The organism is Acidovorax bellezanensis, assembly GCF_025421555.1.
Lineage (GTDB): Bacteria > Pseudomonadota > Gammaproteobacteria > Burkholderiales > Burkholderiaceae_C > Comamonas > Comamonas bellezanensis.
In genome coordinates this window covers 120,841-136,760 of sequence record NZ_JAODYH010000002.1, presented here as the reverse complement: position 1 = coordinate 136,760, position 15,920 = coordinate 120,841, and the positions used below count along the sequence as shown (strand labels likewise).

At 57.4% G+C, this 15,920-nt stretch carries 11 protein-coding genes; all 11 read right to left on the bottom strand.

The window, feature by feature from the left end:
* Positions 1-11: 11 nt before the first annotated feature.
* The 11 genes from N0K08_RS03380 to N0K08_RS03330 all read right to left on the bottom strand — a co-directional run bounded on the left by N0K08_RS03380 (position 12) and on the right by N0K08_RS03330 (position 15,612).
* Positions 12-1,133, bottom strand: coding sequence for a glycosyltransferase family 4 protein (locus tag N0K08_RS03380; RefSeq protein ID WP_261498590.1), 1,122 nt, complete (start codon positions 1,131-1,133; stop codon positions 12-14).
* Between the two features lie 922 nt (positions 1,134-2,055).
* Positions 2,056-4,026 carry an asparagine synthase (glutamine-hydrolyzing) gene (asnB, locus tag N0K08_RS03375; RefSeq protein WP_261498589.1) on the bottom strand — a complete coding sequence of 657 codons (1,971 nt, stop codon included), beginning with the start codon at positions 4,024-4,026 and terminating at the stop codon, positions 2,056-2,058.
* A 17-nt stretch (positions 4,027-4,043) separates the two neighbouring features.
* Positions 4,044-5,180 carry a glycosyltransferase gene (locus N0K08_RS03370; RefSeq protein WP_261498588.1) on the bottom strand — a complete coding sequence of 379 codons (1,137 nt, stop codon included), beginning with the start codon at positions 5,178-5,180 and terminating at the stop codon, positions 4,044-4,046.
* Positions 5,177-6,331 carry a glycosyltransferase gene (locus N0K08_RS03365; RefSeq protein WP_261498587.1) on the bottom strand — a complete coding sequence of 385 codons (1,155 nt, stop codon included), beginning with the start codon at positions 6,329-6,331 and terminating at the stop codon, positions 5,177-5,179. The genes N0K08_RS03370 and N0K08_RS03365 overlap by 4 nt, the downstream gene beginning before the upstream one ends.
* Positions 6,332-6,510: 179 nt before the next feature.
* Positions 6,511-7,854, bottom strand: coding sequence for a murein biosynthesis integral membrane protein MurJ (gene murJ / locus N0K08_RS03360; protein WP_261498586.1), 1,344 nt, complete (start codon positions 7,852-7,854; stop codon positions 6,511-6,513).
* A gap of 398 nt (positions 7,855-8,252) precedes the next feature.
* On the bottom strand, positions 8,253-9,278 hold the full coding sequence (locus N0K08_RS03355; RefSeq protein WP_261498585.1) for an NAD-dependent epimerase/dehydratase family protein: 1,026 nt from the start codon (positions 9,276-9,278) through the stop codon (positions 8,253-8,255).
* Positions 9,279-9,353: 75 nt separating this feature from the next.
* Complete coding sequence (gene tviB / locus N0K08_RS03350) at positions 9,354-10,628, bottom strand: Vi polysaccharide biosynthesis UDP-N-acetylglucosamine C-6 dehydrogenase TviB (RefSeq protein WP_261498661.1); 1,275 nt, start codon at positions 10,626-10,628, stop codon at positions 9,354-9,356.
* Between the two features lie 316 nt (positions 10,629-10,944).
* The gene (gene uppS, locus N0K08_RS03345; RefSeq protein WP_261498660.1) at positions 10,945-11,718 is read right to left on the bottom strand and encodes a polyprenyl diphosphate synthase; all 774 of its coding nucleotides are present in this window, start codon (positions 11,716-11,718) and stop codon (positions 10,945-10,947) included.
* A gap of 11 nt (positions 11,719-11,729) precedes the next feature.
* Complete coding sequence (locus tag N0K08_RS03340; RefSeq protein WP_261498584.1) at positions 11,730-13,931, bottom strand: polysaccharide biosynthesis tyrosine autokinase; 2,202 nt, start codon at positions 13,929-13,931, stop codon at positions 11,730-11,732.
* Between the two features lie 183 nt (positions 13,932-14,114).
* On the bottom strand, positions 14,115-14,549 hold the full coding sequence (locus N0K08_RS03335; protein ID WP_261498583.1) for a low molecular weight protein-tyrosine-phosphatase: 435 nt from the start codon (positions 14,547-14,549) through the stop codon (positions 14,115-14,117).
* Between the two features lie 10 nt (positions 14,550-14,559).
* A complete protein-coding gene (locus N0K08_RS03330) occupies positions 14,560-15,612 on the bottom strand; it encodes a polysaccharide biosynthesis/export family protein (RefSeq protein ID WP_261498582.1) in 1,053 nt (350 codons plus the stop codon).
* Positions 15,613-15,920: the final 308 nt, after the last annotated feature.

Below are 15,920 nucleotides of genomic sequence, written 5' to 3'. Positions count from 1 at the left end.
AGATTTCTATTTTACTCAATACCCATTGCCTGCAGCATTACGGCATTCACTTTATGAACATCGTATTTTTCTTCCGTGAATACTCGTGCGCGAATGCCCATGCTGCTAGCAAGTTCGGGGTTTTTTATGAATTTCAGCATGGACTTTTCCAGCGCGTCGGTGGATTTGACCGGTACTAAAAATCCGTTGTCGCCGTCAACAACAGTTTCTCGACATCCAGGAGCATCAGTTGTAATTACTGCACGACCCATAGACATAGCCTCTAATACAGTGCGAGGAGTTCCTTCGCGATAGGACGGAAGAACGTAAACGCTGCATTGTGCAATAGCCGGCCGTACGTCCGATAGGCGGCCTAAGTATTCAATGGTTCCGCTCTCCACCCAGGCATCAAGTTCGTGCTGACTAATGGCGTCCGGGTTGCAGTCAATCCAGCCTACAAGCAAGCAGCGAACTGCGGGGTATTCATCGCGAATTCTGCGCGCAGCCTGCGCGTATTCTCGTATGCCTTTTGCGCCGAGCAGGCGCGCAACCATTAAAAAACATGTAGGCCCGGAGGGGAGGGGGGCTACGTCAAAAGCCTTTGTGTCCACACCCGATCCGTTGACCACACAAGTGCGTGATTCATTTTTGACTAAAGTGCTTTGGCGAAAAAGAGCTTCATCGTCAGGGTTCTGGAAAAATACAACACGAGCCCGAGCCAGCGCTAATGCATACAGGCGTTTGGCAACTGAATGGAGCCAGTTGTGCGGCCCATTTTTTTGCTGAAATGAATAGCCGAGCCCTGAAATCAGCGCAAAGCGATGAGGTACGCCAGCCAGCCATGCGGCTAAAGTTCCATAAATGACCGGCTTGATGGTGTATCCCAGTACTTTATTCGGTTGAATATGTCGCATAAGACGCCATAGAGACCACAATGTTTTGACGTCAGCTATTGGATTCGTTCCCGTTCGATTCAAGGGAATTTCGTGGACAATCACGCCAGCCTCCTGGAGGCGCTGGCGTATAGGGGAATCATTGGGGATATCTGGGGCTGCTACATGCACCTGCAGGCCGTGCGCTTGCAGTGATGCAATCAAGGGACCTCGGAAATTGATTAGCGACTCGGCTAGACCGCCAATAAGTAAAAATTTCATTGTTTGCTCCATGGGCTGGCATCGGTGATTCAAGATGACCTTGAAAAAATAATGCGTACCATAATTGGTGGTGTCGGTTAACTCTGGTATTCAATTTTTTGAATAGATGTTAGTTTCCGAATGGTTTCAGGTACGGGTTTGAATAATTAAAATTCTTTGGCTTGTAGAAATTTCAGATCCTGGGTGGAACGTGTTTTAGTACTTGCTGTGGGGATCTTATTATTCTGGTTGCCCATGTGGCTCAGCAGCCTTTTTTCAGTTCTGCTGCTGAAGCGAGGTGTATTTTCTGCAGACGACTGCCGACGTTGACGTACGTGACCAAACCGTTGGTGTGTAGGCGGAGGAGCGTGCTCAGTCGGTGCGAGATCTCCAGTGTCTGGCCGCAAACGTCAAACCTTTGGATCACGATGTTTTCTGGTGAAGTGCTCGGTGAGATCGCCGGCATTGTCCGAGAGCATTTTGATGCTATTCATTGGTGTCGGTCGCCTAAGGCCCCATGCTTTTATGTCCGCTTTGATCAATGTAGATGTGCACAAGCGATCATGTTGTGGCGTGGTCTAAGGCGGCGAGCAGATAGCCATCGGGCTATTTTTGGAAATCTCCCGCTGCTTGCATTGCCTTGTGTGGCGCTATTGGGGATATTTGTAATGCCAGTCAATCATTAAATTTTTGGTTGATTATTTTTTCAACCATTGATGTTGTTGGGGTATGCCGGAAAAATGCTACCGGCAGTAATCCGGAGTGGCTTTGGTGAAGTGGTGTGTATCAGCCGAAATGCGATCAGTTAATGCGCGAGTTCGTTGTGTATTTTGTTCTTATAGGTTGACCTATAAAAAGCAAAATATCCAGTTTTGAGCCTCTTGCGCATCATGGATGCGCATAAGCCTTCTTTCTGAAACACATTTCACAGCACTATTGCTCGTTAATTCTGCTCTGCCAGCCATGCCTGAAACATCAGCACATTCCACAACTGAGCCTGCCAATTGCGCTTTCCGCTCAGGTGCTCGGCCCACTTCTGTCGAATGGGTGCGGGGTTGAAGTAGCCCTCGCGTTTCAAGCGCGACTCGCTCAGCAAGTCTTCGGCCCAGGGACGTAGAGGGCCGCGCAGCCAGCTGTCTATTGGAACTCCAAAACCCATCTTCGGACGCTCTATCAGTTCCTTTGGCACGTGGCGATATAGCACTTGGCGCAAAAGCCATTTTCCTACACCCGCGTGCAGCTTCATGGCTTGGGGCACCCGCCAGGCAAATTCGACCACGCGGTGATCCAGAAATGGTACGCGTGTTTCCAGCGACATACCCATGGCCGCGCGATCCACCTTCGCCAGAATATCGCCCGGCAAATAGGTGATGGCATCAAGTGCCATCATGCGTTGCACACTGTCCAAACCAGTCAGCGGTAAAGGGGCGCCACGCAAGGCGGTCAAGGGCTCCCGACCGCCTATTACCAGGCCATCAGGTTCCCAATGGGTAACCAGTTTCAGATAAAGCTCATCCACCTGCTGCGCCGACAATAGTGCAGCCCCCTTGTGCAACTTGTCTCCCATATTGGCGTGGCGCAAGCTGCCTGGCAGCAGGAACTGCACGGGTGCCAGCAACTTGTTCCAAGCCTCTGGTGGCAAAGCCCGGATGGCCGACGCCGCAGGCCCGCGCAAGCCGCGCGGAATGCGCTCTGTCTTGGCCCACAAATCTCTGGTCAGCGTGTAACGGCTGTAGCCGCAAAACAGCTCATCCCCCGCATCGCCGGAGAGCGCTACCGTTACCTTTTGCTTCGCCAGTTGGCTCACCAGGAAAGTAGGGATTTGCGACGAATCAGAGAATGGCTCGCAATATAGCCCCGGCAGCTTGGGGATCACATCCAGCGCTTGCTCCGGGGTGACGTACAGCTCGGTATGATCCGTCCGCAGATGCTTCGCCACCGCCTTGGCGTGCACGGCCTCGTTGTATCCCTCTTCATGAAAACCAATGGAGAAAGTCTTCACGGGCTGGCTGGACTGCGCCTGCATCAGAGCCACCACAGTGGACGAATCAATCCCGCCTGACAGGAATGCTCCCAGCGGCACGTCGGACAGCATTTGCTGGCGCACAGCGGACTTGAGCAACGTCTCCAACTCGTCCGTCATTTGCTCGCTGCTGCCTGTGAGCGGATTGGCTACCCCGGTCTGTGCCATCTCGGGTAGAGACCAAAACTCCTCCATCACTGGCTCGCGTTGACGCATAGATACTGTCAGCAGATGCCCTGGCAGCAGCTTGTAAATATCTTGATAAATGGAATGCGGCGCGTTGATGTAGTTGTGCCGCATGAGCAGGCACAGAGCATCGCGGTTAATTTGGGCCGCAAAAACTGGATGTTGTTTCAGGGCCTTCAGCTCGGAACCAAACAAAAAACTAGCGTGTTCCCCATCACCCTGCCAGCCGTAATACAAGGGCTTTTCGCCCAGGCGGTCGCGCCCGAGGGTCAGCAGTTGCTCCTTTTTGTCCCATAGCGCAAACGCAAACATGCCGATGCAGCGCTGCAATGTGGCCCGCACGCCCCAAGCCAAAAATCCGGCCAGCAGGGTTTCCGTATCGGAATGGCCGCGCCATGTGGGGGCGTGGCCAGCGGCTTGCAATTCGAGCCGTAGATCCAGGTGGTTGTATATCTCGCCATTGAAGGCGATGACATAGCGTCCCGCATGGCAAGCCATAGGCTGATGCCCGGCAGGCGACAAATCCAGAATGGACAGGCGACGATGCGCCAGACCGATGGCCGAATCGCCCGCCGCTTCGTGCCACACGCCGCTATCGTCAGGCCCGCGCGTGATCAAGGTATCGGCCATACGCTGCAGCAAGGCTGTTGCAGATGGTCCATCACCATAGGGCTTGCCACCCAAAAAACCCGTAAAACCGCACATGTTGAAAATCCCTTTATTTATTCTTCTGCCGCCACACGCTCGTAAAACGCTTGGTAGAGCCCAGCCACATGGCCAATTTCATACTCGACTTGCACCCGTGTGCGCGCTTGCTGACCTAGAGCGGCGCGTTGCTCCGCAGGCAGTTGCAGCACTTCTTGCAACTGCTGGGCTAGCGTAGCCATATCACCCACTGCCACAACGCGGCCGGTGCTGCCCACAATCTCGGCTGAATCGCCCGCATCCGTCACCACGCAGGGCAAGCCGCAGGCCATGGCCTCGCCCAACACATTAGGGAAAGCCTCGCCATGCGAGGGCGAAGCCAGCACATCAAAAGCAGCCATCAGGCGGGGTACATCGTCTCGCCGACCCAGCAGGTGCATGTGCGCTTGCAAGCCCGGGTGCGCAGCGATGGCGGCCTGCAGCGCAGCATTACCGCCATCCACCCCGGTACCAGCCAGTACAAAATGTACCTGGGGCAACTGCGCCAGCAACTGCGCTGCTGCCTGTACAAAACCGAGATGGTTTTTTTGCGCATCAAACCGCGCCACCACACCCACCAGTGGTGCATCAGGCGGCAGGCCCAGTTCGGTACGCAGGCTGGCGCGTGCAGCGACATCGGGAGCAAAGTGGCCGAGGTCAAAGCCATTGGGGATGACATGAATTTTTTCACCCACATAGCCCACGGCGGCGTGGACTTCTTTGGCACGGTGCGAGCACGACAAGATTTGCACCGGCAGCCAAGTCGACAGCCGCGCGCATAGCCCAACCACCGCCAGCGTGCTTCGCTTGTTCTTGGTCTTGGACAAATTACTGTGGCGTATGCCCCAAATTACTCGCCGGCAGCCAGTCAAACGTGCCGCCAGGCCGCCTAGTAAATCAGAGTGGTACATCCAGGTGTGTACAAGAGCGGGCTGCAACTGCCGCAGCAGGCGAGCCAGGCGCAACACCATCAAGGGGTTGGGCAGGCCTCGGCGCATGCCCAGCGTATGAACCGGTATCCCCAGTGCCTCGATGCGTGGACCGATTTCTCCCTTGTTCATCAAGGAAATGACGGTTGGCTCAAAACGGTTGCGGTCGATATTTTGCAGCAGCTTGTGCAACATCATTTCGGCTCCGCCGGTGGCAAGGCCGGTGATGATAAAGGTGACCTTCATACACGGACCTCATTTTCTTCAAGCATCACAGCCTTGGGATCAGCTTTCGAAGACATTCCCAAAAGATGCAAATATGCATCCACTGCTCGCTCCTGCTCAAAATCGGCCGCTCGATGGCGTACGTCGGGCCGTTGTTCTTCTGGGGTATCGAGTGTCGCGGCCATGGCCACAGCCAGTGCATCCACATCACCCACTGGAACCAGTTTTCCCCAGCGTCCACCCTCCAATATTTCATCCGGCCCACTCAGGCAGTTGGTACTGACAACGGGAGTGCCGCAGGCCATGGCCTCGATCAGTGCGCCCGGCAGTCCCTCGCGCCGCGAAGACAGCACAAACAGACTGCTGCGCGACAGCCATGCATAAGGGTTGGGTACAAAGCCGGGCATTTGCACGGTGTCGGTACCCAAGTTCAACTGGCGCAGCAAACTCTCGAGCTCGGGGCGCAGCTCTCCCTCACCCAGAATGACCAGGCGTGCAGCCCGGTGCTGGCGCAGTTGCGCAAAGGCACGAATGAGGATGGGAAAATCCTTGGCCTCGTTCATGCGCCCTATGGCCAGCAACACCGGTGGCTGTCCTGGTTCAAACCAAGGGTGTGCCAACGGCTCTACGGCTTGTTGCGCTATGCGCGACAGGTCAAAAGGGTTGTAAATAGTTTGCACTTGTAGCAAGGGCAGGCGGGCAAAGGTCGCCAAATCTTTAGATGCCGCTTGCGAAACAGTGCAAATGCCATCAGCTCCGGGGTAGAGCAGACGGATCAGCTTGTAATTCACATGTGCAACTGCGCCTTTGGCAATTGCATGCTCGCCGCTGATCAATCCGCGCTCAGACACCACCGCCCGAACTGGCACTCTGGCGAGTTTGCGCGCTAGCAGGGCGATGACATTTGCATGTCCCATGGCCGAGAGCATGGCTTGCGGCCGCTCACGGCGCAAGTAGCGAACTAGGGGCCAAAGCGCCTTACTGACGCGCTCAGCCTTGAGATCGATCACTGACACTGCAGGGGAGACATCTCTAAGGTAGGGGCCTTGAGCCGTAGCCAGTACCAAGTCTACTTTGAAGCCGCGTGCCGCGATAGCATTGGCCAAGGTGACCATGATGCGTTCGGCACCGCCACCACGCAAAGAGGGAATGAAAATGGCAACAGAACTCATGATTTGGAAAAACTGACCTGCAGAAAATCAAGATACTTGATTGAATTATGTTTTTTATGTTCATTTTCCATAATGCTCCAGCCGTTATTGGTCCAGTGACTGGCGTGATTCAATTTGCACCGCGCGGTGCAAGCGGATTTAACGGGATCGGTGAAAATTATCAAATTCATTGAGGGCGCTCAATTCTTTCCAAGCAACGGGCGCCTGATAAAAATAAAAATTAACACTGTATTCAGTGCATACATCAAGACGGTGGACAAAACAAGTCCGTAAAGACCAAGCAGCGGTACCAATAGGAATGCCAAGGGTAATTTGCATAGCAAATTGATAGCGCCGCTCAATGCAATCAGCTTGTATCGATGTTGTGCCGCCAGTGCAGACACCAGCACCAACGCAGGGAAATAAAATACCACCTGAAACAAGGAGTAGCGAAGTACGCTGCTTACGGCGTGGGTGTCAGATGCAGTGAACGCACCACGTTCAAACAAGATACGTACCATCCAGGGCGCCAATATCCAGCTCACCAGCAACACAAGCAAGCCAAGCAACAGCATCCACTTGAACCAGCGCAAGGCCAAGGCAGTCACATTGGCGCCGCCCTGTGCCACATCATTGGAAAAAACGGGGAGCGTGGCGCGACTGACGGCAGTGGCACCCAGGCCCAGAATCAAAGCCAGGATACGATTGGAGTAACTGAGTGTGGACAGAGCTCCGCTATCCAAACCAGCCGCGAAAAATTGATCCACCAGGGTGGTCAAGCCGGAAAGCACCTGTCCCAAAGCCATGATGCCGATGCTGCCCCAGAAGAACTGCCAAGCTGGTGAGCGCTGTGCCAGGCGGGGCATGGGCAATTCACCACGGCGAAGCAGCGGCATTCCTAGCGCAGCGGCATGAAGGGCAAAACCTGCCACAGTGCCCCAGAGAAGCTGCTCCGGCAGCCAGGCGGGAGGCAAGAGCAGCGCAATCAGCAGGGTCAGTGCAGGAATGGCCTCAAACAGTGTGTTGCGGTGGTGGCCTGCCGCCAGCAGCCAGGCTGCGAACAAGCCAGAAACAGTGCCCAGTGGCGCCAGAAGGGCCAAGCCACCCGTCATATCCAGAGCCTGCTGCAAGGCGGATCCGGAAAGACCTAGCCAGCCTCCGCGTAGAAGTACTGGCAGACCTAACCACGCCAACAGGCCCAGCGTCAAACCGAGAACTAGCGTAAACCCAAGGAGCTCGGCCCTGAAACGAGGTAGCTCGGCGGGTGTGTTGCTCTGAAGCCGCGCAGCCAGAGGAAGAAGTACAACCGAAAGGATGGCAACCCACACTGAAACCGGCCAGTTGACCAGGTTGAAAACAAAGACATATGCATCCACCGTGGCGCTGATACCGTAGCGCCAGGCAATAGTCATCTCTTTGAGAGCACCGGCTAGCTTGCCGACAAATACGAACAAGCTAACCCAAAAAAAACCCACTACGATCTGGCGGTGTTGAGATTGGGGGTTGGTCAGGTGGCGGCGGATTTTTTCAATGATGGGGGGCATACCAACTCAGTGCTGCGTTTTGCCACCAGGGCAGGGAGGTTGTGCTGATTTGATGACCCATCACCGATTGCGGGACAAGCCGCAAATGCGAGCAACTTAATTGGGAATACGGTTTGTTCAAAATCTCGGCGTCCGAAACACTTAAAAAGCTAGCATGCAGTATCGAAGCCGGGGCTCTTCCCACCCCGTGCCAAATTCCGCCGTCAGCTCGCCCCCTTGTCTCTGCAGTAGTTCGGCGTCTATGCGGCGCCTTATACGCCAGTAAGGCCGGGTGAATGCGTCACTCGCTGCACGGGCCGCCCGCTGGCGGGCAGCATCAAGGCGCTGACGTACTTCTGAAGGCGGGGCGCACCAGCGCCAACCGAATTCATCGGGGGCTGGGAGCGCTTTTGCATGGTTTATTTTTTCCCGATGTACCACGGCATGGCCAAAGCCAGACCCTCGCCAATGCGCTGGGTGGGCACATAGCCCAGCAGGCGCTGCGCCTTGCTGATGTCCGCCAGGCTGTGGCGTACGTCGCCGGCGCGAAAGTCGCGGTGCACTGGCTGGGTGTCTTGCAGGTGCGGGCAGCCTGGTAGCAGGTTGCTATGCAACTGGGCATACAGCTCGTTGAGCGTGGTGCGATCACCCACAGCCACGTTGTAGACCTGATTGACGGAATCGGGGTTTTGCGTAGTAGCCGCCAGCAGGTTGGCTTGCACTACGTTGGCAATGAAGCAGAAGTCGCGGCTGGTTTCGCCGTCGCCATTGATGTAAATGGGTTCGCCCTGGATCAGGCTGGCAATCCATTTGGGGATGACGGCGGCATAGGCACCCTCAGGATCTTGTCGAGGACCGAATACGTTGAAGTAGCGCAGCCCGACGGTGTTGAAGCCGTAGCAACGGGCAAACACGTCGGCATACAACTCGTTGACGTATTTGGTGACGGCGTAGGGGCTGAGCGGCTTGCCGATGGCATCTTCGACCTTGGGCAGGCCAGGGTGGTCGCCATAGGTGCTGCTGCTGGCGGCGTAGGTAAAGCTTTTGACCTTGGCATCGCGCGCTGCAACCAGCATGTTCAGAAAGCCGGTGATGTTGGCGCTGTTGGTGGTGATCGGATCTTCGAGGCTGCGGGGCACGCTGCCCAGCGCGGCCTGGTGCAGCACGTAGTCCGCGCCGACACAGGCTTTCTGGCAGTCGGCCAGTTCACGAATGTCACCGTGAATGAAGCTGAAATTCGCCCATTGCGCGGAGGTGACCAGGGTTTGCACTTCGTCCAGGTTGCGCTGGTGGCCGGTAGCAAAATTGTCGAGGCCAACGACGCGCTGGCCCAGCTTGAGCAATGTTTCAAGCAGATTGCTGCCAATGAAGCCAGCGACACCGGTGATGAGCCAAGTGCGTGGTTCGGTGGGCAGGTGGGCTTGCAGTTGTTGGTAGGTGGTCATTTTGCTTCTTGATCGATAGTGCTTTGTGCAAGCGAGGTATGCACAAAGCTGAGTTTTCGTCCAATGAGGCCGGGTTTACAGCCGCAAGTCACTGTCCGCAGCAGGCAGCAGGTATTTCAGGTCGTACAGCACATGGTTGGATTTACCAAGAGCGCGGATGGCTGCCGCACCCATGGCTTTGAACTGCTGGTGGGCAACGGCCAGGATGATGCCGTCGTAGGTGCCGGGCTCAGGCTGTGCGACAGGGGTAATACCGTATTCGTGCTGAGCTTCCTCGGCAGCAGCCCAGGGGTCGTATACATCGACCTGGCAGTTGTAGTCTTGCAGTTCGGCCACGATGTCAACCACACGGGTATTACGCAGGTCGGGGCAGTTTTCCTTGAAAGTCAGGCCCATCACCAGAATGCGGGAACCATCGACATGTACGCGGCGTTTGGTCATGGCCTTGACCAATTGGGCGACGACGTAGGCGCCCATGTTGTCGTTCAGCCGGCGACCTGCCAGGATGATTTCAGGGTGGTAACCCATGGACTGGGCCTTGTGGGTCAGGTAATACGGGTCCACGCCAATGCAGTGGCCGCCGACCAGGCCGGGGCGAAATGGCAGGAAGTTCCACTTGCTGCCTGCCGCTTGCAGCACTGCCTCGGTGTCTATGCCCATCTTGTTGAAGATGATGGCCAGTTCATTGATGAGGGCAATGTTCAAATCGCGTTGGGTGTTTTCAATCACCTTGGCGGCTTCAGCTACTTTGATGCTGCTTGCCTTGTGGGTGCCTGCTGTGATGATTTCGTTGTAGAGAGCATCCACCAGGTCAGCCACTTCGGGCGTGGAGCCGGAGGTCACTTTTTTGATGGTGGTGACGCGGTGTTCCTTGTCACCGGGGTTGATACGCTCAGGGCTGTATCCGGCAAAGAAGTCCTCGTTGAACTTCAGGCCCGAGAACTTTTCGAGCACAGGCACGCAGTCTTCCTCGGTGGCGCCTGGATAAACGGTGGATTCATAAATCACGATGTCACCGCGCTTGAGAACTTTGCCCACGGTTTCGCTCGCCTTGATCAGCGGTGTGAGGTCCGGGCGCTTGTGTTCATCAATGGGCGTGGGCACGGTGACGATGAAGCAGTTGCACTCGCGCAAGTCGTCCAGTTGCGTGGTAAAGCGCAGGTGTTGCGCTGCGCGCAGTTCGTCGGGCTCCGTCTCCAGGGTGTGGTCGTGTCCGGCTTGAAGTTCTGCAATGCGCTTGGCATTGATATCAAAACCCAGCACATTGCGCTTTTTGCCGAATTCGACGGCCAGTGGCAGTCCTACGTAGCCGAGTCCGATGATGGCGATGTTCACTTGGTTCAGGTTCATGTTTGAGGCAGCTAGGTTTGCTATAAAAACTGTGGGGCCAGGGCCGTCAAGGCTGGGTGCGGCAGGTGGGTGCATGCGCCGTTGGCAATAGGTGAATGTGGTTTGCCCGGGGCCGGACGGCGGTGTGTGCGATGTCTCTCGACAGGGCTGAAAATTTGCACCCTGTCTGCTCATCATTTGACGGGCATAGGGCGAATCGGTGATGAAGTGCATTGGCCTGGTGCTCTCTCTTCGACGAGGCAAGCGGACAAGCTTTCCTGGAATTCGAAGATTGGAAGAGACCTGGCCTCTGTCTTCCGTAGGCCATGACACACGCCTAGACGACAGCCCGTTGGTCGGGCGGCGTGGAGGTCATGACTTCCGCCCCGCCGAACCGCCTTTCGCGCCCGGCGTACCAGGCCAGGGCCTGGTCCAGCAGCGTGGCATTGAAGTCTGGCCACAAGGCGGGCGTGAAATACAGTTCGGTGTAGGCGCTTTGCCAGAGCATGAAGTTGCTGATGCGTACTTCACCGCCTGTGCGGATCAACAGGTCGGGGTCTGGCGCATCGCCCAGACTGAGGTAGGGGCGTAGCGCTTCTTCGGTGAGTTCGCTTGCGCTTGCACCGGGGTGATCGGTGTGCCAGGCCTGCATGGCCTGGAGCATGTCCCAGCGGCCGCCGTAGTTGGCAGCCACAGTGAGCGTGAGTTCGGTGTTGCTGGCGGTCATTTCCTCGACATGCGTCATGAGCTTTTGCAGTCGGGTGTCAAACGCGCTGCGGTCGCCGATGACTTTGAGGCGTATGCCATGCCGATGCATGTCGCTGGCCTCCTTGTGCAGGTAGCGCACAAACAGGCCCATGAGGCTGCTCACTTCGTCTTGCGGGCGTTTCCAGTTTTCGGTGCTGAAGGCAAACACGGTGAGGTGGCGCACACCGCGCGCGAGGCAGGCTTCTACCAGGCCGCGCACGCGCTTGGCGCCACGCGCGTGGCCAATGGCTTTGGGCACGCAGTGCTCTCGCGCCCAGCGGCGGTTGCCGTCCATGATGACCGCAATGTGCTGGGGCATGGCGGTAGACGGCGCTTGGGTGGTGTGGGGTGGCGGCTTTTGCATCGGCATGGGCATCAGTACTGGTAGTTGGTGTAACGGTACTTGCCGTACTTGGAGCCCAGGCCATAGCCATAGCGCCGCTTGCTGACATTCAGGCCGTTGAAGATCACGCCGCGGGTTGCCACGCCGCTTTGCGTCAGGCGCTTGACCGACTCTTGCAGTTCGCCCAGGCTGGTGACTTCAGCTCGCGCCACCATGAACACGGCGCCGACTTGTGGGGCCAGAATGGCAGTGTCGGACGCAGCCAGCACGGGTGGAGTGTCGATGAGGACCAGGTCATACTCGTTGGTCAACTGCTTGAGCAGGGCTTGCATGGCTGGTGTCATCAGCAGCTCTGCCGGGTTGGGGGGCAGGGTGCCGGTGGACAAAAAGTCCACGTTGGGCATCACGTTACGGCGCAGCGCATCGGCCAGGGGCAGGCTGCCGCTGATCACTTCGCTCAGGCCGCGTTCGCGGCGTTGACCGAAATACTGGTTGAGATAGCCTTTGCGCAGGTCGGCGTCAATCAACAGCACTTTTTTATCGGCGGCGCCCAGCACGGCGGCAAAGTTGACGCTGGTGAAGGATTTACCAATGCCGGGCGTGGGGCCGGTGATCAGCACTATGTTGTTTGCGGCGTCAAGCATGGCGAATTGCAGCGCGGTTCGCAGGCTGCGCAGGCTCTCCACCACCGGGTCTTGCGGGTCGATCACTGCCAGAACATGGTTGCCCTTCGTCTTGTCCTTGATCTCCTTGGTTTGCAGCGCCTGGGCATCTGAATGCGGCACGGTGGCAAACACATGCAGGCCCGCATGTTGTTCGATGTCCGACGGGTCGCTGATGCCGGCACGCAGGCTGTTGCGTACAAAAGCCAGCGCCAGACCGGCGAGAAGGCCGAGCACGCCAGCCAGGGCAAGAATCATTGCGCGTTGCGGTTTGACGGCGCTCTCTGGTGCCACGGCCACGTCAACAATGCGCACGTTGCCCACTTTACCTTCCTTGACTAGGCGCAGTTGCTGGAAGCTGTTGAGCAGGCCTGTGTAAAGCTCGTTGTTGACTTTGACGTCGCGTGTCAGGCGCAGCAGGTCTTGTTCCACGTTGGGGAAGGTCTTGACCTTGCTGCTCAAGCCCGCGAGTTCGCCTTGAATGCTCTTGATCTGCGCGTCCAGCGTCTGGATGGTGGGGTGCTGGGCCGTGAAGCGGGATTCAAGTTCCTTGCGCTTTTGTTGCAGTTCGACCAGGCTGGTCTGGTACTTGACGGCCTGGTCCAGGATCACCTTGGCTTCACCCCCGAGGTCAAACGTGCCGCTTTGATTGCGGAACTGGTTGAACTTGTTTTCCGAAGCTTCGAGTTGCTTGCGCAGCTGGGGCAATTGGGTGTTGAGGAAGGTAATCGATTTTTCTGCTTCAGCGGCCTTTCGATCTACATTCTGGCGTACGTACAGTGTGCCGACTTCATTCAGTACCTGGGCAATGCGAGTTGGCTCTGCCCCTTGCAGACTGGCGTTGATCACGCCCGATTGCTTGCCCTTCTCTGCAATGTTGATGCTGCGCTGCAGCTGTTCCGTCACGCCCAGGTGGGAGAACTGCGTGAGGTAGAACTCCGCGCCAGGCAGTCCCGTTGCACTGGCGGCGAGCAGCATGCCTTTTTTCCCGTCCAAGGAAAATTCCAGCGGCTCGCCAAAGCGTCCCTGGCCCAGCAGCCCGCCTTCAGGCGACAGCAAATCAAAGCCCGAAGTCGTAAGTGTCAGGCTGAAGCGTTTGCCCTCCTGCTCTTGTGGCGGCTCAAAGCGGGCTACGCGCAAGGCTTCGTTGCCACTGACGTAGCCATCCATGCCCAGGAAGCCAGGAGCCGAAGGCTCGGTGGCCTGGCGTGCAAGCCAGGCACCCAGCACAGGCAGGTATTTGGGCGTGATTTCCATATCAAGCTGGAGGTTGCTCACAGCCTGGCCGAGAACCAGGCGTGAGCGCAGAATTTCCATCTCGGCCGAGGCGGAAGACTTGACGTCGAACATGCCACCCGCATCGCCCAGCATGCTGCCGAGACCGCCAGACTTGTTGTCTTCCACCTGGATCAGCGTATTGGCTTCGTAGATGGGCGTGCTCAGCAGGGCATAAGCTGCCCCGCAGGCCAGGGCCACGGCGGTGACGCCGGCGATGAGCCAGCGATTGTCGAGCACCACATCAAGCAGCTCCAGCAGATTGATTTCATCGCCATCGTCTTGTGAGGGCTGCATGCTGGAGGGGGGGGTGGATTGTGCAGTGTTCATTCTTCGCTGAAAATCTTCGGGCCTGCATTCCCCGCGGGGACAAGGATGCAAGCGGTAATAGTTATCTGGATAGCGGCTGGCAAGGTCACTCTCCCCCAGTTGGCATGGGGAGGGCAAGTATTCAGGGCAGTTGGGTCATCTCCGCACGGATCAATCCAGTTGCCGTATGCGTGGCGCCCAGTCGGCCACGCCGCGGGCGATGTCCGCATAAGCGCTTTCGAAAGCTTCGCGGGGGTTGCGATACGGGTCGGCAATATTGAACTTACCGATTTCGCCTAGGCGGAACACTTTGCCGCGCGCCAGCGGATACTGTTGTTCGAGCGCCGTCTTGTGCGACTGCTCCATGACCAAAATCATCTCGGCTTTCTGGCACATCCAGCCGGCCAGTTGCTGGCCGCGGTGGGCTGACAGGTCCAGCCCATGCTCGGCTGCGATTTCCACCGACAGCGGGTCGGCGGGCTTGCCTATCAGCGCGCCCAACCCGGCCGACCAGACGGTCTTGTCAGGAAACTCCCGCGCCAGCAAGGCTTCGGCGATGGGGCTGCGGCAGATATTGCCTATGCACAGAGTGAGTATGTTTTTCATCGAGCGCCTATCAATTGGCCGCATCGCGCGTCACGTTGACGGCTTGCGCGCTGGGCAAGATCAGGCTGATGACGCGATTCCAGCGCACCAGGGGCACGGGGTCGACGTACACCACGTCATGTGACTGAAGTTCAAAGCCTTCGGCCAGCGCGTAGGCCATGGGAGCGCTGGCGTCGAGGTGGTAGATCTTCGCCTGTTCTTTGGCGGCGCTTCGCACCACGTAGATCTGGCGCGGGTCACCGGAAGTGGCGTTGAGACCGCCGGCTTCGCCCAATGCTTCATTGAGCGTGAGTCGGCCGTTGCGCAGGGGTTGGGCCAAGGGACGGGTCACTTCGCCCATCACGAAGACTTTGGATTCGTCGCGGTTGTGCACGTGCAGCAGGTCGCCGCGGCGCAGCAGGATGTGGTTGGGGTTGATGCCCAGTGCTGACAACTGCAAGAGGTTGATTGCCGTAGTGCTGCCATTGCGTGAAATGGCTATGCGCGAGCGGTCGGCCGAAGCGGTCAAGCCTCCGGCGCGGTTGAGGGCCTCGGGCAGCGTCATGGGGAGGTCATTGATGGGCTGGAGGCCGGGAATGCGCACTTCGCCGTCGATGTAGACACGTCCGCTGCGGTAAGCCTGGATACGGACCGTGACCTGCGGGTCCTTGATGTATTTGGCCAGGCGCTTGGTCAGCAGGTCGCGCGCCTGAAACTCGGTCATGCCGCCGAGTTGGATCTGGCCCACATAGGGAAATTGAATCAGGCCGTTGGGGCTGACGTTGTAGCCGTTGCCAACCGCAGTCAGGCTGGATACGTCCGCCGTCGACGAGGAGGCGGCCGCCGCAATCGCCAGTTCGGGGTGGTCCCAGACTACGATGTTGAGCACGTCGCCAGGGCCTATGGTGTAAGGGGCGGCTTCGCCGAACAGGCTTTTGACACCTTGTCCGATATCGGTAGGCAGGGATGCGCGCTGCTGGCGCAGCAGATCGGCCGTGATGCTCAGCAGTGCGCCAGGCGGCGGAGCATCCTGCTCAGTGCCAGCTGTTTGACGCTGGGCGTCTGCTGCCAGATTCTGTCCCATGGAAAGGCCGGGAGCATAGGCGCAGCCGGCAAGCCAGGCCGTTGCAATGGCCAGAGCAGGCCAACGTGCCAGCTTCAGGCCAGTAGTGATGAGTGAGTTCTGGGGCATGTAGGAGCGTTGTGTCGGTGGCGATGCGCCGTGGGCATGGTGGGCCAGTGGCAAAGATGGAAAAAAGCGTTCAACGTAATGAATGCGCAGTAAAAAATTGCTTGGCAAATCTAATGTGCAGGCTGCCGCAGTGTTTTCGCATTTTTCCACGAAAACAAGGCGCGGCTCACGGTAATAGTTCCCCAACGAAAAAAGCACGC

Coding starts and splice junctions, on each gene's coding strand:
- murJ (WP_261498586.1), bottom strand. CDS start 7,854: ATGCCCCCCATCATTGAAAAAATCCGCCGCCACCTGACCAACCCCCAA.
- uppS (WP_261498660.1), bottom strand. CDS start 11,718: ATGCAAAAGCCGCCACCCCACACCACCCAAGCGCCGTCTACCGCCATG.
- N0K08_RS03335 (WP_261498583.1), bottom strand. CDS start 14,549: ATGAAAAACATACTCACTCTGTGCATAGGCAATATCTGCCGCAGCCCC.
- N0K08_RS03340 (WP_261498584.1), bottom strand. CDS start 13,931: ATGCAGCCCTCACAAGACGATGGCGATGAAATCAATCTGCTGGAGCTG.
- N0K08_RS03370 (WP_261498588.1), bottom strand. CDS start 5,180: ATGAAGGTCACCTTTATCATCACCGGCCTTGCCACCGGCGGAGCCGAA.
- N0K08_RS03330 (WP_261498582.1), bottom strand. CDS start 15,612: ATGGGACAGAATCTGGCAGCAGACGCCCAGCGTCAAACAGCTGGCACT.
- N0K08_RS03365 (WP_261498587.1), bottom strand. CDS start 6,331: ATGAGTTCTGTTGCCATTTTCATTCCCTCTTTGCGTGGTGGCGGTGCC.
- tviB (WP_261498661.1), bottom strand. CDS start 10,628: ATGAACCTGAACCAAGTGAACATCGCCATCATCGGACTCGGCTACGTA.
- N0K08_RS03380 (WP_261498590.1), bottom strand. CDS start 1,133: ATGAAATTTTTACTTATTGGCGGTCTAGCCGAGTCGCTAATCAATTTC.
- asnB (WP_261498589.1), bottom strand. CDS start 4,026: ATGTGCGGTTTTACGGGTTTTTTGGGTGGCAAGCCCTATGGTGATGGA.
- N0K08_RS03355 (WP_261498585.1), bottom strand. CDS start 9,278: ATGACCACCTACCAACAACTGCAAGCCCACCTGCCCACCGAACCACGC.